The organism is Amycolatopsis sp. WQ 127309 (genome assembly GCF_023023025.1).
Taxonomy (GTDB): Bacteria; Actinomycetota; Actinomycetes; order Mycobacteriales; family Pseudonocardiaceae; genus Amycolatopsis.
The window spans coordinates 698,487-720,099 of the sequence record NZ_CP095481.1 but is presented as its reverse complement, the minus strand read 5'-3'; the positions used below and the strand labels follow the sequence as shown (position 1 = coordinate 720,099).

At 72.3% G+C, this 21,613-nt stretch carries 15 protein-coding genes; 9 read left to right on the top strand and 6 right to left on the bottom strand.

The features are described from left to right. Positions 1 to 11 precede the first annotated feature (11 nt). Positions 12 to 2,438 carry an FAD-dependent oxidoreductase gene (locus tag MUY22_RS02750; protein ID WP_247056687.1) on the top strand — a complete coding sequence of 809 codons (2,427 nt, stop codon included), beginning with the start codon at positions 12 to 14 and terminating at the stop codon, positions 2,436 to 2,438. A gap of 12 nt (positions 2,439 to 2,450) precedes the next feature. On the opposite strand, the gene MUY22_RS02745 is transcribed toward MUY22_RS02750, so the two are convergent. Continuing rightward, positions 2,451 to 2,846: a hypothetical protein gene (locus tag MUY22_RS02745; RefSeq protein WP_247056686.1), complete on the bottom strand. Its 396-nt coding sequence runs from the start codon at positions 2,844 to 2,846 to the stop codon at positions 2,451 to 2,453. A gap of 150 nt (positions 2,847 to 2,996) precedes the next feature. On the opposite strand from MUY22_RS02745, the gene MUY22_RS02740 reads away from it, so the two are divergent. Next, complete coding sequence (locus MUY22_RS02740) at positions 2,997 to 4,517, top strand: S1C family serine protease (protein ID WP_247056684.1); 1,521 nt, start codon at positions 2,997 to 2,999, stop codon at positions 4,515 to 4,517. A gap of 11 nt (positions 4,518 to 4,528) precedes the next feature. Here MUY22_RS02740 and MUY22_RS02735 read toward each other — a convergent pair whose 3' ends face one another. After that, positions 4,529 to 4,918, bottom strand: a complete 390-nt coding sequence (locus MUY22_RS02735) for a MarR family winged helix-turn-helix transcriptional regulator (protein ID WP_247056682.1) — start codon at positions 4,916 to 4,918, stop codon at positions 4,529 to 4,531. 86 nt (positions 4,919 to 5,004) lie between these two features. Here MUY22_RS02735 and MUY22_RS02730 point away from each other — a divergent pair, with 86 nt between their 5' ends. Next, positions 5,005 to 6,462 (top strand): MFS transporter, encoded by a 1,458-nt coding sequence (locus MUY22_RS02730; RefSeq protein WP_247056679.1) that lies wholly within the window; start codon positions 5,005 to 5,007, stop codon positions 6,460 to 6,462. Between the two features lie 59 nt (positions 6,463 to 6,521). On the opposite strand, the gene MUY22_RS02725 is transcribed toward MUY22_RS02730, so the two are convergent. Then, positions 6,522 to 6,974, bottom strand: coding sequence for a carboxymuconolactone decarboxylase family protein (locus tag MUY22_RS02725; protein WP_247056666.1), 453 nt, complete (start codon positions 6,972 to 6,974; stop codon positions 6,522 to 6,524). 47 nt (positions 6,975 to 7,021) lie between these two features. On the opposite strand from MUY22_RS02725, the gene MUY22_RS02720 reads away from it, so the two are divergent. Next, the gene (locus MUY22_RS02720; RefSeq protein WP_247056663.1) at positions 7,022 to 8,428 is read left to right on the top strand and encodes a PLP-dependent aminotransferase family protein; all 1,407 of its coding nucleotides are present in this window, start codon (positions 7,022 to 7,024) and stop codon (positions 8,426 to 8,428) included. A gap of 1 nt (position 8,429) precedes the next feature. Here the strand turns inward: MUY22_RS02720 and MUY22_RS02715 are convergent, their stop codons facing one another. Continuing rightward, the gene (locus tag MUY22_RS02715; protein ID WP_371827575.1) at positions 8,430 to 9,230 is read right to left on the bottom strand and encodes a hypothetical protein; all 801 of its coding nucleotides are present in this window, start codon (positions 9,228 to 9,230) and stop codon (positions 8,430 to 8,432) included. Between the two features lie 259 nt (positions 9,231 to 9,489). On the opposite strand from MUY22_RS02715, the gene MUY22_RS02710 reads away from it, so the two are divergent. Both MUY22_RS02710 and MUY22_RS02705 read left to right on the top strand, forming a co-directional pair. Further along, positions 9,490 to 11,070, top strand: a complete 1,581-nt coding sequence (locus MUY22_RS02710; protein ID WP_247056662.1) for a substrate-binding and VWA domain-containing protein — start codon at positions 9,490 to 9,492, stop codon at positions 11,068 to 11,070. 7 nt (positions 11,071 to 11,077) lie between these two features. Beyond that, complete coding sequence (locus tag MUY22_RS02705) at positions 11,078 to 12,832, top strand: hypothetical protein (RefSeq protein ID WP_247056660.1); 1,755 nt, start codon at positions 11,078 to 11,080, stop codon at positions 12,830 to 12,832. Here MUY22_RS02705 and MUY22_RS02700 read toward each other — a convergent pair. After that, entirely contained in the window at positions 12,826 to 13,500 is a 675-nt protein-coding gene (locus MUY22_RS02700; RefSeq protein WP_247056659.1) for a class I SAM-dependent methyltransferase, read from the bottom strand. The two genes, MUY22_RS02705 and MUY22_RS02700, sit on opposite strands and share 7 nt — an antisense overlap. Before the next feature lie 119 nt (positions 13,501 to 13,619). On the opposite strand from MUY22_RS02700, the gene MUY22_RS49595 reads away from it, so the two are divergent. Beyond that, positions 13,620 to 17,636: an alpha-(1->3)-arabinofuranosyltransferase gene (locus tag MUY22_RS49595; protein ID WP_305879354.1), complete on the top strand. Its 4,017-nt coding sequence runs from the start codon at positions 13,620 to 13,622 to the stop codon at positions 17,634 to 17,636. 30 nt (positions 17,637 to 17,666) lie between these two features. On the opposite strand, the gene MUY22_RS02690 is transcribed toward MUY22_RS49595, so the two are convergent. Next, a complete protein-coding gene (locus MUY22_RS02690; protein WP_247056656.1) occupies positions 17,667 to 18,869 on the bottom strand; it encodes a lipopolysaccharide biosynthesis protein in 1,203 nt (400 codons plus the stop codon). Positions 18,870 to 18,939: 70 nt separating this feature from the next. Here MUY22_RS02690 and MUY22_RS02685 point away from each other — a divergent pair, with 70 nt between their 5' ends. Next, on the top strand, positions 18,940 to 20,631 hold the full coding sequence (locus MUY22_RS02685; protein ID WP_247056654.1) for a hypothetical protein: 1,692 nt from the start codon (positions 18,940 to 18,942) through the stop codon (positions 20,629 to 20,631). 3 nt (positions 20,632 to 20,634) lie between these two features. Next, positions 20,635 to 20,817 (top strand): hypothetical protein, encoded by a 183-nt coding sequence (locus MUY22_RS02680; protein WP_247056652.1) that lies wholly within the window; start codon positions 20,635 to 20,637, stop codon positions 20,815 to 20,817. Positions 20,818 to 21,613 lie beyond the last annotated feature (796 nt).

Sequence of the window (21,613 nt, the reverse complement as noted above, 5' to 3'; positions counted from 1 at the left end):
GGAGTTCCGCCATGACCGCACCGAAAGTCGTGATCATCGGCGCCGGCATCGTCGGCGCGAACCTGGCCGACGAGCTGACCGCCCGCGGCTGGGCCGACACCACCGTGCTCGACCAGGGTCCGCTGCCGCGCACCGGCGGGTCGACGTCGCACGCGCCCGGCTTGGTGTTCCAGACCAACGCGTCCAAGACGATGACGGAGTTCGCGAAGTACACCGTCTCGAAGTTCCTGGAGCTGGACTGTTTCCTCCAGGTCGGCGGCATGGAAGTCGCGACCACCCCGGCGCGCTGGGAAGACCTCAAGCGCAAGCACGGCTGGGCGACGTCGTGGGGCGTTGAGGGTTCGCTCATCGATCCCGAGGAGTGCGTCCGCCGCTGGCCGCTGCTGGACGGCTCGCAGATCTTCGGCGCGCTGTACGTGCCGACGGACGGCCTCGCGCGCGCCGCGAAGGCCGTCGAAGTCCTCGCGTCTCGTGCGACCGCCCGAGGCGCCAAGTTCATCGGCTCGACCCGCGTCACCGACGTGCTGCAGGAAGGCGGGCGCGTCACCGGCGTCCGGACCGACCAGGGCGACTTCCCGGCCGACGTCGTCGTGTCGTGCGCCGGGTTCTGGGGTCGCGAGGTCGGCGCGATGGTCGGCATGGACGTCCCGCTGCTGCCGCTGGCGCACCAGTACGTCAAGACCGGCCGCATCGACGAGCTGGTCGGGCGCAACACCGACGAGGTCGAAGCGAGCCTGCCCATCCTGCGTCACCAGGACCAGGACCTGTACTTCCGCGAACACGTCGACCGCATCGGCATCGGCTCCTACGCGCACCGCCCGATGCCGGTCGAAGAGTCCACTTTGGACCCGTCGGTGACCGACAGCGCCATGCCGTCGATGCTGCCCTTCACCGAGGACGACTTCGCGCCGTCGTGGGAGCAGAGCCAATTGCTGCTGCCCGCACTGCGGCAGGCGAAGGTCGAGGAGGGCTTCAACGGCATCTTCTCCTTCACCCCGGACGGCCAGTCGCTGGTCGGCGAATCGGCCGACGTCCGCGGCTTCTGGCTCGCCGAAGCCGTCTGGGTGACGCACTCCGCGGGCATCGCCAAGGCCGTCGCGGAGCTGCTGGTCGACGGCCGGTCGGAGACCGACCTGCACGAGGTCGACGTCCACCGCTTCGAGGAGGTGCAGCTCGCGCCGTCGTACGTGCACGAGACGGCGCAGCAGAACTTCGTCGAGGTCTACGACATCCTGCACCCGTTGCAGCCCAAGCTGTCCCCGCGCGACCTGCGCGTGACGCCGTTCCACGTGCGGCAGCGCGAGCTGGGCGCGGTGTTCCTGGAGGCGGGCGGCTGGGAGCGGCCGCACTGGTTCGAGGCCAACGCGCCGCTGCTGAAGAAGCTGCCGCACGACGCGCTGCCGCCGGCGCGTGACGGCTGGTCCGCGCAGTTCCACTCGCCGATCGCGGCGGCCGAGGCCTGGCAGACGCGCAACGCCGTCGCGATGTACGACATGACGCCGTTGAAGCGCGTCGAGATCAGCGGGCCCGGCGCGCTGGAGTTCCTGCAGTCGCTGACGACCAACCAGCTCGACAAGTCCGTCGGCTCGGTCACCTACACGCTGATGCTCGACTCCGCCGGCGGTGTGCGCAGTGACGTCACCGTGGCGCGGCTCGGACCCGAGGAGTTCCAGGCCGGGATCAACGGCAACATCGACGTCGACCACTTCGTCAAGCACAAGCCGGCCGGCGTGCAGGTCCGCGACACCACCGGCGGCACGTGCTGCATCGGCGTCTGGGGTCCGCTCGCCCGCGACCTCGTGCAGCCGCTGAGCCCGGACGACTTCTCGCACGCCGGGCTGAAGTACTTCCGGGCGCGCAAAGCGCGGATCGCCGGGGTGCCGGTCGTCGCGATGCGGCTGTCCTACGTGGGCGAACTCGGCTGGGAGATCTACACGAGCGCGGACAACGGCCTGCGGCTGTGGGACGCGCTGTGGGCGGCGGGGCAGCCCTTGGGCGTCATCGCCGGCGGGCGGGCCGCGTTCAACAGCCTGCGCCTGGAGAAGGGCTACCGGCTGTGGGGCACCGACATGACCACCGAGCACGACCCGTACGAGGCCGGCGTCGGCTTCGCGGTGCGCCCGGCCAAGGGTGAGTTCCTCGGCCGCGAAGCCCTGGAGAACCGGACGCCGTCGCGGCGGCTGCGGTGCCTCACGATCGACGACGACCGGACCGTGGTGCTGGGCAAGGAACCGGTGTTCGTCGACGGCGCCGCGGCGGGGTACGTCACGAGCGCCGCCTACGGCTACACGATCGGGAAGCCGATCGCGTACGCGTGGCTGCCGGACTCGGCGGACGTCGGGAGCGGCGTTGAGATCGAGTACTTCGGCCGCCGGGTGCCGGCGACGGTGGCGGCGGAGCCCCTGTTCGACCCGGAGATGGACCGGATCCGGCGGTGACCCGCACGGCGCTCAGTCGCTGAAGTCGCCGTTCATCGACTGGGTGCCGGCGCCGTCCCCGCCACCGCTGCTGCTGGTCTGGAGCAGGCCGTCGACCTTCGCCGTCGCGTTCACCGAGCCGTCCGCGTACTGCATGACGACCTGGTACTCGTGCTTGCCGGTGTGCGGCGGGAAGCTGAACGTGCGGCTCCAGGGCAGCTTCACGTTCTTCTCTTCGGTCGGCTTGCCGTCGATGGTGCAGGTCAGCGTGGTGACGACGGCCGAGCCCGAGACGTCGAACACCAGCCGGTGCGGCTCGCCGGCCGCGGCGGAGGTCGCCTGCGGGGCGGGCGACGGTGTCCCGGCGGTCGTGCCGCTGCACCCGGCGAGCAGGAAGGCGGCCGCGAGCAGGACGGCGGTGCGCTTCATACCCGGAAGGGTAACGTCGATCACACGGGTCCGGTCCCGGCGTTCGGGTGGGTACATCCACAGCAACTCCATGGAACCGGACAAGGAAATTCTCAGGAACGCGGCGTTTGCTGGAATGGCGAAGGCGTGCCGAGGGCTGGGAGCAAGGGCATGAGCGAGTACGACCAACGGCCACAGGGCGGCGGCGACCACCCCCACGGCCAGGATCCGTACGGCCAGGATTCGTACGGCCAAGATTCGTACGGCCAAGGTCAGGGTGAGTACTCGCAGGGCTACTACCAGTCCGGCTACTACCAGCCTCAGCAGCAGCCGCGTGACCAGTGGGGCCGCCCGTACCCGCCGCAGCCCTACCCCCAGCAGCCCTACGGCCGTGAGGGTGCCCCTCAGGGCTTTTACGGCCATGAGGGTGCCCCTCAGGACTTCTACGGTCGTGAAGGTGCCCCTCACGGCTCTTATGGCCGTGAAGGTGCCCTTCACGGCTTTTACGGCCAGGAAAGCGGCGGCTATGGCTATCCGCCACCGCCACCTGCGTACCAGCCGCCGCCCGCGTACCAGCCGCCGCCGCGCAAGCGGCATCCGCTGCGGACGCTGACCGTCACCGTCGTCGCGGTGGCGCTGGCCGTGGTGGCCGGGCTCGGCATCGGGCACCTGATCTCGGCGAACAGCCCCACCGCGTCCGGCAACCAGGACTTCGGCTTCTCCGGGCAGCCCAGCGCGTCGGCCACGGTGCTCGACGCCGACGCCGTGGCCGCGAAGGTCAACCCGGCGATCGTCAACGTCAACACCGAATTGGGCCTGCAGGGCGCGGCCGCCGCGGGCACCGGCATCGTGCTGACCCCGGACGGCGAGGTGCTGACGAACAACCACGTCGTCGCCGGCGCGACCAGCATCAAGGTCACCAGCATCGGCACCGGCGACACCTACACCGCGCACGTCGTGGGCTACGACCGCAGCGAGGACATCGCGGTGATCCAGCTCGAAGACGCGTCCGGGCTGCCGACGGCGGCCATCGGCGACTCCTCGACGGTCAAGGTCGGCGACCAGATCCTCGGCCTCGGCAACGCGGGTGGCCGCGGCGGCGACCCGGTGCCGGCGCCGGGCACGGTGACCGCGCTGGACCAGTCGATCACCGCGTCGGACGAGTCCAGCGGGTCGTCCGAGCAGCTCACCGGGCTGATCCAGGTCCAGGCCGACATCGAGTCGGGCGACTCCGGCGGCCCGCTGGTCAACGCGAACGCGCAGGTCATCGGCGTCGACACCGCGGCGTCCACCGGCTACCAGCTCAACGGCCGCCGCAGCGGCGCGGGCGGCCAGGGCTTCGCGATCCCGATCAACCAGGCCGTCGACATCGCGCACCAGATCGTCGCCGGCACCGCGACCGACAAGATCCACATCGGCAAGACGGCGTTCATCGGCGTCTCGGTGTCGGACGGCCAGGGCGGCGGCGCCCAGGTCCGCGACGTCGTCGCGCGCGGCCCGGCCCAGCAGGCGGGCCTCGCGGCGGGCGACGTCATCACGGCCATCGACGGCAAGGCGATCGACTCGGCGACGACGTTGACGAACGTGATGGACACCCACCACCCGGGCGACCAGCTGACGCTGACCGTGTCGGACGCGTCCGGGGCGCAGCAGCAGCTTCAGGTGAAGGCCGTCGAAGGCCCGGTCGGCTAAAGCTCAGCAGCTCAGCCCAGGATTTCGGTCAGCACCTCGCGGTGCGTCCGCTTCGCCGCGAGGTACTTCTCCCGGCCGGCTTCGGTGATCGTCACGAAGATGCCCCGGCGGTCCACGTCGCAGAGCGCGCGTTCGACCAGGCCTTCCTTCTCCAGGCGGGCGACCAGCCGGGACGTCGCGCTCTGGCTGAGGTGGATCGCGCCGGTGAGATCGGCCGAGCGGCACTTGAAGTCGCAGGTGGCGAGCCGTTCGAGGGCCTCGAACTCGTTCGCGCCGATCCCGTGGTTCTCCTGCAGGCGGCACTCGAGCGTGCCGAACACGGCCGAGTAGCGGGCCAGCAGCTCGTGCCACTCCTGCACCAGGCCGTCTTCGACCAGACCTTGCTCAGCGACGTCGCTCACGGCGAGCAACTTAGCATGCGCAGGCATCTGATGCAATGACATTTAATGCTTAGACATTAGATGCGCGTGCATGTACTGTCGCCGTCATGAGTTCTTCCGCGGACCTGTCCACCACCTCGACCCGGTGGGACGCGCGCCTCTGGGGTGTCCTGCTCACGGTGTCCATCGTCATCGGCCTCGACGCGCTCGACGTGTCGATGGTCGGTGTCGCCCTCCCCGCCATCCAGGCCGACCTGGGCCTGTCCACCGCCGCGCTGCAATGGGTCGTCAGCGGCTACGTGCTGGGTTACGGCGGGCTGCTGCTGCTCGGCGGGCGCACCGCCGACCTGCTCGGCCGCCGCCGCGTCTTCCTCGTCGCGGTCGCGGTGTTCGCGCTGGCCTCGCTGCTCGGCGGCCTGGTCGACGACGGCGCGCTGCTCATCGCGAGCCGCTTCATCAAGGGCCTGGCCGCCGCGTTCACGGCGCCGGCCGCGCTGTCCATCATCACCACGACGTTCCGGGAGGGCCCCGCCCGCAACAAGGCGATCAGCATCTTCGCCGTCTTCGGCGCCAGCGGGTACTCCGCCGGGCTGGTCTTCTCCGGGCTGCTGACCGAGGTCGGCTGGCGCTGGACGTTCCTGCTGCCCGCGCCGATCGCCGTGGTCGCGTTCGTCGCCGCCTGGAAGCTGATCCCGTCCTACCGCCGTGAAGAGGGGCGTGGGTACGACTTCCCGGGCGCGATCACCGGCGCCGTCGGGTCGCTGCTGCTGGTGTTCGGCGTCGTCGAGGCACCGCAGGTCGGCTGGGCCTCGCCGCGCACGCTGATCACGTTCGTGGTCGCCATCGCGCTGCTCGCGGCGTTCGTCCTCATCGAGAAGCGCAGCGCCCACCCGTTGCTGCGCCTGGGCATCCTCCGCTCCGGGCCGCTGGCCCGCGCCAACCTCGGCGGCGCGTTGTTCTTCGGCGCGTACATCGGGTTCCAGTTCGTCGTGATGCTCTACCTGCAGCGGGTGCTGGGCTGGTCCGCGCTGCAGACCGCGCTCGGCTTCCTGCCGGCGGCGCTGATCGTCGCGTTCGGCTCGCCGCGCATCGAGCCGCTGATCGACCGCGTCGGCACCCCGCGCACGATCTTCGCGGGCGTCGTCGCGCACGTCATCGGGTACGCGCTGTTCCTGCGGGTCGACGAGCACTCGGGCTACGCGGCCTACGTCCTGCCCAGCATGGTCCTGCTCGGCATCGGCTTCATGCTGGCGTTCTCCTCGCTCAACATCCAGGGCACGAACGGCATCTCCGACGACGAACAGGGCCTGGCCGGCGGCCTGCTCAACACGTCGCTCCAGGTCGGCGGCGCGATCGGGCTCGCGGTGGTGACGGCGGTCCTGACCGCCAACGGCGGCGGTGAGGCGTCGCCCGCCGCCCTGCTCACCGGGCTGACGCCGGCGCTGAGCGTCGTCACCGGCATCGCGGTGCTGGGCCTGCTGGTCGCGATCAGCGGTCTGGTGGCCCGCAAGCGCGTCGTCGAGGAACCGGTCGTCGAAGAGGATCTGCTGGCTCTCGCGGACTGAGGATCGGCAGCGGAAGAACCACCATCGTCGGGGATGGTGGTTCTTCCGCGTTTCCCGCGTCAGGCTCGCTCGTCGGTTCCGGGCACCTTCGCCGTGGTGATGGCGATGCGGTTCCACGTGTTGCTGGCGAAGATCAGCGCGAGCAGCTGGGCCAGCTCCTCCTCGCCGAACCGGCCGGCGGCCCGGGCGTAGACGTCGTCGGGGACGCCGCCGGCCGAGATCAGCGTGACGGCGTCGGTCAGCGCCAGCGCCGCCCGCTCCTGCTCGCTGAAGAAGCTGGCGGCCTCCTGCCAGACGGCGATCAGGCTGAGCCGTTCCTCGCTTTCGCCCGCCTTCCGGGCGTCCGAGGTGTGGATGTGCAGGCAGTAGGCGCAGCGGTTGAGCTGCGCGGTCCGGATCTGGACCAGCTCGACCAGCGCGGGGTCGAGCCCGGCGCGGGCGGCGGCGTCGAAGCCGATCAGGGCCTTGAAGGCCTTCGGGGCGGACTTGGCGAAGGTGGTGCGGTGCGTCATGACCAGAAATCTAGGGCCGGAATGACCGCCGTGTAGGGTGCATTTCCGTGCCGGAATCATGGGTCAATCTGGGCGAGCGGCTGGGCGCCGACCTGCACCTGGAGCTGTCCGGCACCGGTGGCAAGCGGGCCGCGCTCATCACCGCGCTGCGCGACGCCGTCCGCACCGGGCGGCTCGCCCCGGGCACCCGGCTGCCGCCGTACCGCTCGCTGGCCGCCGACCTGGGCATCGCCCGCAACACCGTCGCCGACGCCTACGCCGAGCTGGTCGCCGAAGGCCGGCTCACCGCCGTCCAGGGCTCCGGGACGCGGGTCGCCGGCCGCGCGGAACTCCTCGCGCCGGTGCGGACGCCGAAGAAGGCGCCGGGCACCCCGGCACCGCGGTACAACCTCCGCCAAGGACAGCCGGACGCGGCGTCGTTCCCGCGTACCGAGTGGCTCGCCGCTGCGCGCCGCGCGCTGGCCGTGGCCCCGCACGACGCGTTCGGCCCCGGCGACCCGCGCGGCCGCCCGGAGCTGCGGGAGGCGCTGGCCGGGTACCTCGCGCGCGCTCGCGGGGTGCGCACCTCGCCGGACCGGATCGTCGTCTGCTCCGGGTTCGCGCACGCGCTGCGGCTGCTGTTCCCCGCGGTGCTCCCCGGCCCGCTCGCGGTGGAGTCCTACGGCCTGGCGTTCCACCGCTCGATCTTCACGGCGGCTTCGGTGGCGACGATTCCGTTGTCCCTCGACGAAAACGGCGCCCGCGTCGACGAGCTGACCGCCGACGTCCGCACGGTCCTGCTCACCCCGGCGCACCAGTTCCCGACGGGCGGCCCGCTGCACCACGACCGCCGCACCGCCGTCGTCGACCACGCCCGGGCGACCGGCGGGCTGGTGATCGAGGACGACTACGACGGCGAGTTCCGCTACGACCGCAAGCCGATCGGTGCGGTGCAGGGCCTCGACCCGGAACGCGTGATCTACGCCGGCTCGGTCAGCAAGAGCCTGTCACCCGCGTTGCGGCTCGGGTGGCTGGTGCTGCCGGAGCACCTCGTCGACGCCGTCCTGGCGGTGAAGGGCGAGCGCGAGGCCTGGGCGGGTGTGCTGGATCAGCTCACCCTGGCCGAATTCGTCGAATCCGGCGCGTACGACAAGCACATCCGGCGGATGCGGCAGCGGTACCGCCGCCGGCGCGACCTGCTGGCCGGTGCCCTCGCCGCGCAGGCGCCGCACGTCGCGCCTGCCGGCGTCGCCGCCGGTCTGCACGCGGTGCTGCGCCTGCCGGCGGGTACCGAGCAGTCGGTGCTGAAGGCCGCGACGTGGCAGGGGATCGCGCTCGACGGCCTGGCCGCCTTCCGGCACCCGGCCGCCACGATGTCCACAGTGGACGGACTGGTCGTCGGGTACGCGACCCCGCCCGAACACGCCTACGCCGCGGCCGTCGACGCGTTGTGCCGCGCCCTGCCGCCCGCGTGAATCAGCCGACGATGTCGATCTCGAACGGGTCCGCGGAGCTGTAGTTGATGTCGGCCCACACCGCGCCCGGCAGCTCGTACCGCCGGTGCGACGTCAGCTTCGAGTTGTAGCCGCCGACCTGCGCCGGGTTGTGCCCGACGCCGTTGTGGTCGTTGCCCCACGCGAAGATGTCGCCGACCCACATCGGCTTCGAGAAGCCGTCACCGCCCAGCCGCGGGCGGACGACCACGGCCGAGCCCGGGCTGCCGGAAAGGAAGACCCGCACCGTGTTCTGCTCGGCGTTCGGCGGGGTGACGGTGATGCGTTCCATGATCTCCACTCCAGTCGAGGCGGATCCGTTGCCGTCCACTCCGGGCCAGAAGTCGACGACGGACGAGACGTCGTAACCCGGGGCGACGTCGCCGCGGTACTGCTTGGCGACGGCGCCGTCCGGGATGGTGGGATCGCCGTTGTAGTGGGCGATCCAGTAGTGCGGTTCGGCGACGCCGGCGGACGAGAACGCCGAGCGCACCGACGGCCAGGTCGAGAGGTTGCAGTAGATCGTCGGGTCCGCGCCCGCCGCGCGGCGCATCCGGGCCCAGCCCGGCGCCTCGGCCGGGGTGGCGTCACCGGGTTCGACGTCGAGGACGTGCCCGTCGTTCGTGCTCGCCTTCTTGACGATCGTGACCTTGACCGCGTTGGGGAAGCGGGCCCAGTCGGCGGCCGACCAGGGTTCCAGCTTGATCTTGTCGATGTAGCCGGCTACGAGTTGCCCGCCGGCGGGGATGTTCGCGGCCGTGACCGCGTCGTACATCGTGCGCACGGGATTGCGTCTCCGTTCGGTGTATCGCCGGTTCCGGGGACGGCGAAGTCGTCTCCGCGATCCGCCATCGTGCTGTTACCCATGTGGGACGGGCGTCAAGCGCAAATGTTACGCAGTTCCTGTCTGTCACCGAGACGGCCGCGGCAAACGATTCCTTCACCACGGGATCACGCGGTGACGGTGACTTTCCGCTATCGGCACTGGCTTCCCGGTCACCCGGCTGGCAAGCTGCAAACTCTTCAGGACGGAAGGTACGTGCATGGCCGCACACCCGGCGCGATCCCGGCGTCTCGACGCGCGGGTCGTCGTCCTGAGCGTGCTGCTCGTCGTGGCCCTGCTTGCCTGGTTCGGCGTGGACTACGTGAAGAACCGCCTGGCGAGCGGGGGTTGTGACACCACGACCCCGGTCCGCATCACCGCCGCGCCGGACGTCGCGCCGGTGCTCTCGGCGCTCGCGCGGTCGGTGCCGGAAGCGGACTGTTACACCGTGGACGTCACGGCGAGCGCGTCGACGGCCACCGCGACGGCCCTCGAAGCCAACGGCGCGAACGGGCCCGACGTCTGGGTGCCGGAGTCGAGCACCTGGCTGCTGCAGGCGCGCGACGGCGGCGCGTGGAACCTGCCGGAGACCGGGCAGTCGGTGGCGAGCTCGCCCGTTGTCCTCGCGCTGACCGACGAAGTCGCCAAACAGGCGGGCTGGCCGGCGAAGTCACCGTCCTGGTCGGACGTCGTCGCCGGCAGCCCGGTCGGGCTGCCCGACCCGGGCCGTGACCCGGCCGGGATCGCCGCGCTGATCGGCCTGCAGCAGCTGACGAAGAACGCGCCCGACCCGGCCGCCGCGTTCACCGAGGAGATCCGCCGGCTGTCGGCGGTGAAGGAGCCGTACACCGCGTCACCCGCGTCGGAACAGTCCGTGCTGGCGCGCAAGCTCGTCGCCGCGTACCCGGCCGTCGGGGTGCCCAGCTTCGACTACCCGTACGTCGTGCTGCCGCGCGCGTCGGAGGCGTCCCGGACGGCGTCCGAACGGTTCCTGCGGCTGCTGCTCGACCAAGCGGCCACGAAGGCGTTCGCCGACGCCGGTTTCCGGACGCCGACGGGCCAGTTCCTGGGCGACCGCGCGCCCGACACCCGCACGAGCGCCGCGCCGCGGCCGGTCGGCCCGCCCACGCCCGAAGCGATGTACGGCGTGCTGCAGGCCTGGGCCGGGGCCAACCTGAGCGCCCGCGTCCAGGTGCTGCTCGACGTCTCCGGCTCGATGGCCGCCACCGTCCCGGGCACCGGCCGCAGCCGGATGGCGCTGACGCTGGAGGCCGCGACGCAGGGCCTCGGGTTGTTCAAGCCGACGACCGAACTCGGGTTGTGGCTGTTCTCCACCAAGCTCGACGGCGACCGCGACTACAAGGAACTGCTGCCCATGCGGTCCATCGCGGACCAGCTCGCCCAGGGCGGGCTGACGACGTTGCAGGCGGTGAAGCCGAAACCCGGCGGCGCCACCGGGCTGTACGACTCCATCCTCGCCGCGTACCAGAACGCCCGGCAGAGCTGGAAACTCGGCCGGATCAACGTCGTCGTCGTGCTCACCGACGGCCGCAACGAGGACAGCGACTCGATCGGGCTGCCCGGCCTGCTCGCCGAGCTCGGCAAGCTGCAGGACCCGCGCAAACCGCTGCCGGTGATCGGGATCGGCATCGGCCCGGACATCGACGCCGGTGAGCTGCGCCAGGTCTCGGCCGCGACCGGTGGCGAGTCCTTCACCACGCCCGACCCGCGCAAGATCTCCGACGTCTTCTACCAGGCGCTGAGCAAGCTCATGTGCCAACCACCGGCGTGCAAGAAGTGAGGACTCCGTGCTGGACGAGCTGACCGAAGAGCCGCAGGTGCGCCCGAAGGTCTCCGCGGTGGTGGTCGCCGCGGTCGTCGCGGGCCTGGTCCCGTTCGTGCTGCACACCTGGGCGGCGCTGCACGGGAACCTCGCCCAGGACGACTTCGTCGTGACGTACCGAGCGGCCGCCGCCGGGCCGTTCGACCTCGGGTTCCTGTTCCAGGACTACCACGGGCACCTGACGCCGGGCGGGTTCTTCCTCGCCGCCGTCCTGACCGCGTGGGCGCCGCTGAACTTCCCGCTGCTGGTGCTGCCGCTGCTGCTCATGCGCGCGCTCGCGACGGTGCTGTTCTGGTGCCTGCTGGTCCGCTGCTTCGGCCGCCGGTGGGCGATCCTGGTGCCGTTCACCGTGTTCACGGCGTCGACGCTGCTGCTCGTCCCGACGCTGTGGTGGGCCTACGGCGTCCAGATCGTGCCGGTCGTGCTGGCGACCGCCGGCGCGCTGTACTCCCACGTCCGGTACTTCCAGGACGGCGGCCGCTGGTGGCTGGGCACCTTCGCGTGGACGCTCTTCGGCCTGGCGTTCTACGAAAAGGCCGCCGTGATCCCGGTGCTGCTGGCCGGCGTGACCGTCCTGCTCGGACAGTCCTTCCGGGACCGGTGGCGCTACTGGGCCGGGCACGCCGCGCTGCTCGCGGCGTTCGTGGTGGCCTACCTCGCGCTGACGTCGAGCCAGGTGACCCCGGGTGGCACGCCGATGTCCGCCGGCACCGTCGCCGACCTGACCGGCCGGATGCTCGGCGACACCCTGCTCCCGGGCCTCGCGGGCGGCCCGTGGTCCGGCCCCGGGCCGGGCGCGACCTGGGCGCCGTCGCCGTTCGTGGTCGTCGTCGTGGTGTTCCTGGCGGCGCTGGGCGTGCTGATCGCCGGGGTGCGCGCGGGCGGGCGCCGCGCGTGGCGGGCGTGGGCGCTGCTCGGGGTCCTGCTCGCCGTGGACGTCGCGCTGCTGGCGCTGACGCGGCTGCGCGAGGTCGGCCCGGCGGCCGGTGACGATCCGCGCTACCTCGCCGAACTGGCGCTCGTGGCCGCCCTTTGTGGAGCGTTCGCGTTCCTGACCCCCGGCGAAGGTGCGCCGTCCGGCGGAAAGCGGGACCGGCCGATCGCCCTAGGCGTCTGCGTGCTGCTGCTCGCGAGCTCCACGGTCGGCTTCCTGCAGCTGTCGCCCGGGATGCGGTTCGAGCACGCCGGCCAGTACGTCGCCAACGTCCGGGCCGCGATAGCCGAGGACCCGGATCTCGTCTTCTACGACAACTTCGTCCCGTCCGACGTGGTGTTCGAATGGTTCGGCGCGGACTCCTTCGCCTCGCGCGTGGTCGGCCTGCTGCCCGGCGCGCACTTCGACCAGCCGACCAGCCGGATGCACCTGCTCGACGCGGACGGCGAGCCGCACCGGATCACCGGCGTCGAACCGGTTTCCCGCGGTGTCCCGGGTCCGGTGCCCAACTGCGGCAACACGATCGGCGAGACGCTCGTGCGGATCCCGCTCGACACCCCGGTGCTCGGCCGGTACCTGCTCAAGCTCGACTACTACACCTCGGACGGCGGCGAAGGCCTCGTCGACCTCGAAGGCAAGCGCACGCCGGTCTGGTTCCAGGACGGGCTGCACTCGATGTTCCTGCCGGTGGACGGCCTGTTCGACCACATCGGCGTGCAGCTGTCGAGCCCGGGCGCGCCGGTGTGCCTCGCCAAGGTGGAGGTCGGGAAACCGCTCACTCAGTAGGGGTCGTACGGGCTGTCGTGGCCGACCAGCTTCGCCACCGGCCGCAGCCGCAGGCGCAGCAGGACCTTGATCCCGACGTTGCGGACGAACCACGGCAGCTGGGCCAGCACGCGCAGCCGGTCCGCCGGGGACGGCGGCGCGAGGCGGAAGCGCGCCAGCGACGTCGCCCGGTCCACATAGGTGTACCGGCGTCCGAAGAGGACTTTCGCGATCGTGCCGAGCGTGACGCCGATGGAGGAAAAGCAGTCGTGGACCAGGATCTCCGCACCCGGCGGCAGGTGGTCGGACCAGCGCAGGTCGTCGGTGTAGGTCCAGTAGTCGTGCTTGCCGTCGACGTAAAGCAGCTGTATGGGCCGGTCCCAGTCAGGGCGCAGTGCCGTGCTGTAACCGGCGACGAGCTCGACGACGTCGTCCAGCCCGGCCGCGCGGATGTTGCGCTCGAACAGCTGCCGCGTCGGCGATCCGCCGAACAGCCGGCCGTCGACGAACGGGTCGACCGCGATCACGGTGGCCCCGGCCGTGCGCGCGGCCGCGCCCAGCACGATCGTCGAGCGGCCCTGGTGGCTGCCGATCTCGAGGACCACGTCGCCCTTCTCCAGGCGGCGCGCGGCGTCCCAGAGCGCTTCGCCCTGCGCGCGCGTCAGCCAGCCCTTGACCGGCTCGGCCATGGCCCAGGCGTCGTCGAACGCGGTGTCTTCGGAAGGGATGACGCACCTGCCCAGGAAAGTCGGGGGACCGCGGAAATCGTCGGCACATGGTAGCCAGGTTTCGGCCTAGTATCTACCGGATGGTAACCGCCACCCGCGAACGAACCCGGGACGACGCCGATCCGGTGCGCCGCGCCCGGAAGTTCTCGCCGGGGGCGTTCCTCCGCCGGCCGAGCACGTGGATCGTGCTGGCGCTGACCACGTTGTCGTTCCTGCAGATGCCGGGGAAGACGACGTTCGACACCAAGCTCGACCTGGCCGTCGACCCGCTCGCGTTCCTCGGCCGCGCGCTGCACCTGTGGAACCCGAACGCCACCGCCGGCGAGCTGCAGAACCAGGCGTACGGCTACCTGTTCCCGATGGGCCCGTTCTTCGCGCTGGGTCAGGCCGCCGGCGTGCCGGCGTGGATCACGCAACGGCTGTGGGGCGCGCTGCTGCTGTCGGCCGCGTTCGGCGGGGCGCTGCTGCTGGCGCGCGCGATGAAGCTCGGCACCGAGCGCACCCGGCTGATCGGCGCGCTCGGGTACGCGCTGGCGCCGCGCATGCTGACCGAAATCGGCGGTCTGTCGGCGGAGATGCTGCCCGCGGTGCTGCTGCCGTGGGTCCTGGTGCCGCTGGTGCGGGCCGGGGTCACCGGCTCGCCGCGTCGTGCGGCCGGGCTGTCCGCGATCGCCGTGCTGTGCATGGGCGGCGTCAACGGCGCGATGGTCGTGATGGCGCTCGTCCTGCCCGGGCTGTGGCTGGTGACGCGCAAGTGGACGCGGGAGCACGTCCGGCTGGTGGCCTGGTGGGTCGTGTTCGTCGTCGGCGCGACGTTGTGGTGGATCCTCCCGTTGCTCCTGCTCGGCGAGTACAGCCTGCCGTTCCTCGACTACATCGAGTCCGCGACGAACACGACCGCGCCGATGTCGCTGTTCGAGGTGCTGCGCGGGACGAACCAGTGGGTCGCCTACGTCGTGCAGGGCACGCCGTGGTGGCCCGGCGGCTGGTCCCTGATCGACAACCCGGTGCTCATGCTCGCGACCGGGCTCGTCGCCGGCGTCGGCCTGTTCGGGCTGACGCGGCGGGGCCTGCCGGAGCGGCGGTTCCTGGTGCTGGGCGTCGTCACCGGCCTGACGCTGCTGACGATCGGGTACGTCGGCACGCTCGACAGCCCGCTCGCGGAACAGGTCCGGCACCTGCTCGACGGGCCGCTGGCGCCGCTGCGCAACGTCCACAAGTTCGAGCCGGTGCTGCGACTGCCGCTGATGCTCGCGTTCGTGCACGGCGTTTCCAGTCCGGTGCACGTGAAGTCCGCGCGCCGGTTCCTGCGGCCCGCCGTGGGGCTGCTGCTGGTGCTGGTGATGGCCGCGCCCGCGTGGCTGCTGAACCTGCGCTCCGGGCCGGGCTGGGACGAGGTGCCGGGTTATTGGTACGACGCGACGAGCTGGGTCGCGAAGGCCGACCCGGACGCGCGGACGCTGCTGCTCCCGGCGACCGGCTTCGGCGAGTACGACTGGGGCCGCACGGTCGACGAGCCCGCGCAGGCGATCGCGAAGAGCCCGTGGGCGGTGCGCAACCAGGTACCGCTGGGGTCCGAAGGAAACACGCGGCTGATGGACTCCGTCGACGCCGCGCTCGCCGACGGCCGCGGCGATCCCGGGCTGGCCGCGCTGCTCGCCCGGTCCGGCTACCGGTTCCTCCTGCTGCGCAACGACATCGACCGGGTCCGGACCGACGCCCCGTCGATCGCCACCCTGCGCTCGGGGCTGGCGGGCTCCCCGGGCATCGGCAAGGCCGCGACGTTCGGGCCGCTCGAGGTCTACGAGGTGCGGCGGCCGGTGCCGCTCGCCACCGCGACGTCCACAACGGACGTCCCGACGGTGAGCGGCGGCCCGGAGAACCTGCTCCCGCTGCTCGACTCCGGCCAGCTCGACCCGGCGACGCCGACGGTGCTCACCGGCGACGGCGGCTCGCCCAGCGGGCCGCGGCTGGTGACCGACGGGCTGCGGCGCGCCGAACGCAACGTCGGCGGCGTGCGCGACAACCTCAGCCAGACGCTCACCGCGGGCGAGGCGTTCCGGCAGGAGCGCGCGGCCGGCGACCTGCTGCCGTTCCCCGGCCAGGAGCACCAGACCGTGGCCGCCTACCGCGGCATCCGCTCGGTGACGGCGTCGACGGCGGCGTCGTTCGCCGACGCCTTCGGCGGCTCCGACCCGAGCCACCAGCCGTTCGCCGCGATCGACGGCGACCCGCGCACGGCGTGGCAGTCGTCGTCGTTCACCGGCCCGGTCGGTCAGTGGCTGGAGGTGGAGCTGGACACCCCGCGCCTGGTCACGGCCGTCGACCTGCAGATGGTCGACGACCTGCGCGTCGGCTGGCCGGCGACCCGCGTCCGGATCACCACCGACAACGGCTCGGTCGACCAGCAGGTCATCCGCGGCGCCGGGGCGCACAGCTACCCGGTCGCGGCGGGCGTCACCACGAAGGTGCGGATCACGTTGCTGTCGCTGGTGGTCGGGCGGCAGGACGGGAACGTCGGCATCGCGGAGCTGACCATCCCCGGCACCGAGCCGCAACGCGCGCTCGAAGTGCCCGCGGACCTGCCCGCCGGTGCGGCGCCGGGGTTCGCGTTCACGCGCGGCGCGCAGCCGCGGTACGCGTGCCTCCCGGCCGGCGGCGCGGTGCGCTGCGACGCGACGGCCGCCCGCGACGGCGAGGAACCCGACGGCATCCGGCGGTTGTTCGGCACCTCGGCGGACGCGACGTTCCTCGTCGGCGGCTCGGTGCTGCCCGCGGGCGGCGGCAAGAACCCGGTGTCGCTGCCCGGGGTGACGGTCGCGTCGACGTCGCAGCTCGGCGGCGACCCGGCGGCGAGCGGGTTCGCCGCGGTCGACGGCGACCCGGGCACGACGTGGCGCCCCGACGTCACCGACCTGCGGCCGACGTTGACCCTGGGCTGGACCGCACCGAAGCGGATTTCGGGGCTGCACATCGGGGTTTCGCCGTCGAGCGGGGCGAAGGCGCCGCGGCAGGTGGAGCTGGTCGGCCGGACGGGCAACCGCACGGTGCCGCTGGACGAGAGCGGGTCCGGCACCTTCGAGCCCCTCGACACGGATCAGCTGCAGATCATCGTCCCCGGCGACGACGACGATCCGGCCGCCCGCGCGGTGGTCGGCGTCGGCAGCCTGGAGCTGTCCGGCACGGACGGCCTGCTGCCGGGCCCGGACCCGGCGTTCACGGTGCCGTGCGGCGCGGGCCCGAACATCCACCTGGACGGCCTCGACTACCGGACGTCGGTGACGGGCACACTGTCGGACATCATCGACCACCGCCCGCTGCCGCTGACGATGTGCCGCGACTCGGAGGGCGGCATCGAACTGCCCTCCGGCGGGCACGAGCTGCGCACGGACCGGTCGGAGTCGTTCGTGGTCCAGGACCTGTGGCTGCGTCCCGCCGCGTCTCCTTCGGCGCCGGTTTCGCACCGGGCGGTGCAGATCGGCACGTGGGACGCGACGTCGCGATCGGTGACGGTCGCCCCGGGCGACGAGTCGGTGCTGGCCGTCCCGGAGAACGCGAACGCGGGCTGGGTGGCCACAATGGACGGCAAGCAGCTGACCCGCACCCGCGTGGACGGCTGGCAGCAGGCCTGGATCGTCCCGGCGGGCGCCGGGGGTGTGGTCTCGCTTGCGTTCACCCCGGATTCCACCTACCGCACGGGCTTGTTGATCGGGGCTTTGGCGGTGCTGCTGGTGCTGGTGGGTGTCGCCTGGCCGGCCCGCCGTCGCCGTTTCCCGGTGGTGGCGGGGGGCACGGTCGTGGTGCCGGTGCTGCTGATCGGCCTGCTGGTCGCGCTGGGCGGGATGCTCCCGGTGGTGCTGTTGATCGCCTGCCTGCTGGCACGCCAGTTCTCGGAACGGGCACCGAGGTTCCTGGCGTTCGGCGGCATGGCGGTGGCCGCGGCGGTCTCGGTGACGGGCCGGGTACTGGGCCACGGCCAGGACTGGGCGTACGGCCCGGTCACCCAGGCGGCACTGCTGCTGGCGGCCGCGGCCACGGTGGCGACGTGCATCGACTGGTTCGCCCGCAAGGAGAACCCCACCGAGCCGACCGCCTGAGTACGCGACCCGACTGTCTGGGCACGTGCTTCAGCCCGCGCGGCGAGCCCGGATCTCCACCAGCGCCCCCGCCACCGCCAGCCCGCCCGCGCAGCACGCCGCGACCGTCACCACCTGTGTCGCCGATCCGTGCAGCCACGCCGGGATCAGCGCCGCCTCCACCGCGACCGCCGCCCACATCAGCACCGTCACGCGACGATCGCCGTCCGCCAGGCGGGCGTACAACAGGATCTGCACCAGCGCCAGCATCGACCCCGCCAGGGCGAACGGCCACAGCGGCATCGTGCTTCCGGCGTACCGGGCTCCGCCGATCAAGGGCAGCAGCCGGGACCCGAAGACGAGCGTCACCAGCACCACCACCGCGTCCAAAGCCGCGCACACCCCCAGCGCCACCGGCAGGGTCCGGCGCCGATCGGCGGTGACGGCGAACCGGGGGAGCACCAGGACGCCCACCGCCTGCGGCAGCCAGTACGCGATCTTCGTGACGATCGCGCCCAGCGCGTACTCGCCCGCCTCCGCGGCGGGGAGCGTGTGGCGGGCCAGGACCAGGTCCAGGTTCACCAGCAGCACCAGCGCCAGCATCGCCTGGGCCGTGTGGAGGACGTCGCGGCCGTGGCGGTCGGCCCAGCGGGGGCGGGGGCGGCCGCAGATCTGCCAGCTCGCCGTGACCACCGCCAGCGACCCGATCGCCGTGCCGGCCAGCGCGCCCGTCGTCGAACCCGAGACGAGCAGGCCTGCCAGTGAACCGCCGACCTTGCCGACGCCTTCGAGCGCGATGAGCCCGGCCAGCGTCGCGAAGCGGTGGCTGCCCTGCAGGAAGCCGTGGAACAGCCCCAGGAGCGTCAACGGCCCGAGCGACGCCGTCACCAGCAGCGCCGGCGCCAGCGAGCCCAGGTGCAGCAGGAGCACCAGCAACGGGCTGAGCGTCAGCGCCGCCGCCGCGACGATCCCGCTCGTCACCAGGCCCAGCGCGAACAGCGACCCCGGGTGCTGCGGCGAGCGCGCGACGCGCAGCGCCACCACCGTCTGCAGCCCCATCGCCGGGACGACGCCGATCACCAGCACCGCCAGCAGCGAGCTCAGCTCCCCGAACGCGCCCGGCGCGAGGATCCGCGCCGCCGCGAGGCTCAGGACGTAGCTGCCCGCGTTGTTGCCCGCGAGCGCCAGCGAGACGAGGATCGCCGCGACCCGGCTGCCGGTCCGCGCCGGTACGGCTTCGGTGTCTACGCTCAACGACGGGCTCCCATTACCGGCGAGTAATGAGCAGCGACGATAACCGCGCGGAAGACGGAAAGGAAGGGCCGTGGACGCACCGGGCAGGCGGCTGATCCTTCCGGCCGTCTCCGCCGTGCTCGCGTTCGCCGTCTGCGCGCCCCTGCTCGGCCGCGGGTTCGTCCTGAGCTACGACATGGTCTTCGCGCCGCGGCAGTACTTCGTGCCGGACGCCTTCGGGATCGGCGCCACGCTGCCGCGGTCGGTGCCCGCCGACGCCGCCGTCGCGCTCGTCACCACCGTGCTGCCCGGCGACGTCGTCCAGAAACTCGTGCTGCTGCTGGCGATCTTCTTCGCCGCGTACGGCGCGGGCAAGCTCGTCCCGACCGAGCACACCGGCACCCGGCTGGTCGCCGCGACCGCGTACGCCTGGACGCCGTATCTCGCGGAGCGGCTGTTCATCGGGCACTGGCCGCTGCTGGTGGCGTACGCGTGCCTGCCGTGGATCGTCCGCGCGGGCCTCGCCGCCCGCGACCACGAACCGAAATCCCTGTGGCGCCTCGTGCTCACCTGCGCGCCCGCCGTGCTGACGCCGCCGGGCGGGGTGCTCGCCGCCGCCGTCGCCATCGTGGCCGCCGGGTCGCGCCGGATCCCGGCGACGCTCGGCATCGCCGTGCTGCTCAACCTGCCCTGGCTGGTGCCGACGTTCCTCGACGCCGGCGGCACGTACTCCGACCCGGCCGGCGTCACGGCGTTCAGCGCCCGCGCCGAAAGCTGGGGCCCGGCGCTGCTCAGCGTCCTCGGCCTCGGCGGGATCTGGAACGCCGAGACGGTGCCCGGCAGCCGCGCGATGCCGCTGATCCCCGTGCTCGTGCTCATCACCGTCGCGATCGCGCTGGCCGGGCTGAAACCGCTCGCCGCGCGCTGGGGCACCGCGCCGGTCCGGGCCCTGCTCCTCCTCGGCGTCGCGGGCGTGCTGCTGGCCTCGCTCGCCACGCTGCCGTTCGGTGACACCGTGCTGGACTTCGCGACGCGGCGGCTCCCCGGCGCCGGACTGCTGCGTGACGCCCAGAAGTGGGTGGCCTGGTGGGCGTTGCCGCTCGCGATCGGGTTCGCGCTCGCGATCGAAGCCGCGGGCGCGAAACTGCGGACCACACAAGGACGCACCGGGCTCGTCGCGGCCGCGGCGCTGTTCCCGATCCTCACCATGCCGGACCTCGCGTGGGGCGGCTGGGGCCGGCTCGGCACCGTGCGGTACCCGGACGACTGGCGCGCGGTGTCCGAAGTGCTCGGTGGCGACGACCGTCCCGGTGACGTGCTGGCGTTGCCGCTCTCGACGTTCCGCGGCTTCGCGTGGAACGGCGGCCGCACGCAGCTCGACCCGGCGCCGCGCGTGCTCCCGAAACCGGTGCTGATGGACGACACCCTGCAGGTCGGGGCCGACCGGATCGCCGGTGAGGACCCGCGGATCGGCGACGTGCGCGCCGCGACGTCCGCCGAGGAGCTCACCGCGGCCGGGGTCGGCTGGATCCTCGTCGAACACGGGACCCCGGGTGACGTCGACCCGCGGCTGCTCGCCGGCGCGACGCCGGTGTGGTCCGGGGAATGGCTGACGCTGTACCGGACCCCGGGTGAGGCACCCGTGAAAGCCGTTGCGTGGGGCCCGGCTCTGCTCGCGGACGGAGTAGCGCTCACGTTGCTCTGCGTCGCACTGTTGTGCCGCATGTTACCGATGCGTACATTGAGCCGCGGCAGGATTTTCCCGCCGCGGAAGAAGGAGTGACACGTGGGCACGCTCATCGGGGTGGTAGCCGCCGTCATCATCGGTGGCGGTCTGGCGACCGGCGCGGGCTTCGCCCTCATCCAGAGCGCCGACCCGGACAGCACCGCCCAGGTGCAGGACCAGCTCAACGCGCAGGTGAAGTACAACCCCGCGGACCACCCGGCCAAGCTGTACGGGAACCGCTGACGCGCATGACGCAGTCCGCCACCGACCACGCGCACCGCGTGGTCGGGCTCTACGGCGACCCCACCGTTTCCTGGAGCATCCTCCTGGAAGCGGACCTCTTTTCGGCCCCGGACCCGGAGAAACTCCGCGCGCGGCTGGCGGCCGTCCTCCCGCAGTACCCGCTCCTCGGCGCCGCGCCGGCGGTCGAACAGACCACCGCGGCCGGGATTTCCCGGGTCCGCGCGCGGTTCGCGGCCGAGCCCTACGAACGCGGCGCGCCCCTGGTACGCGTCGCCGTCAGCACGGACGAACCGGCGTTGCTCGTCGCGGGCCACCACGGCGCGCTCGACGGCCTCGGCCTGCTCGCCCTGCTCGGCTTCCTCCTCGACGTCCCGGTTTCCTCGGCGGCACGCGGCATCGGGGCTCGTGCCGAAGGCGGGAAGCCGTTCCTCGTTTCGGCCGTCCAGCGGCTCGCTGAAGCGCTTTTCGCGCCACCGGGCCGGATCGTGCCCGACCGGGACGGCGAGACCGCGGGAGACGTCTTCGAAGCCCGCCGCGTGCCCCGGCTGCGGCTGGGCGCCGCGGGGTTCGTCGCGGCCGCCACCCGCGCGACCGGACGCTGGAACCACGCGCACGGCGCCCGCACGGTCCGCGTCGTCGCCGCGCTGGGCGCGTCGTGGCGCTCCGGCGCCGCGCCGGAACCCGTGCACGACAGCGCGTTCTTCCGGTTGCGGCTGCCGGCCGACCCGGACTCCGGCGCCGTCGCGGACGTCCTGCGCGCACAGCCGCCCGAGCCCGATTTCCCCGCGCGCAGCAG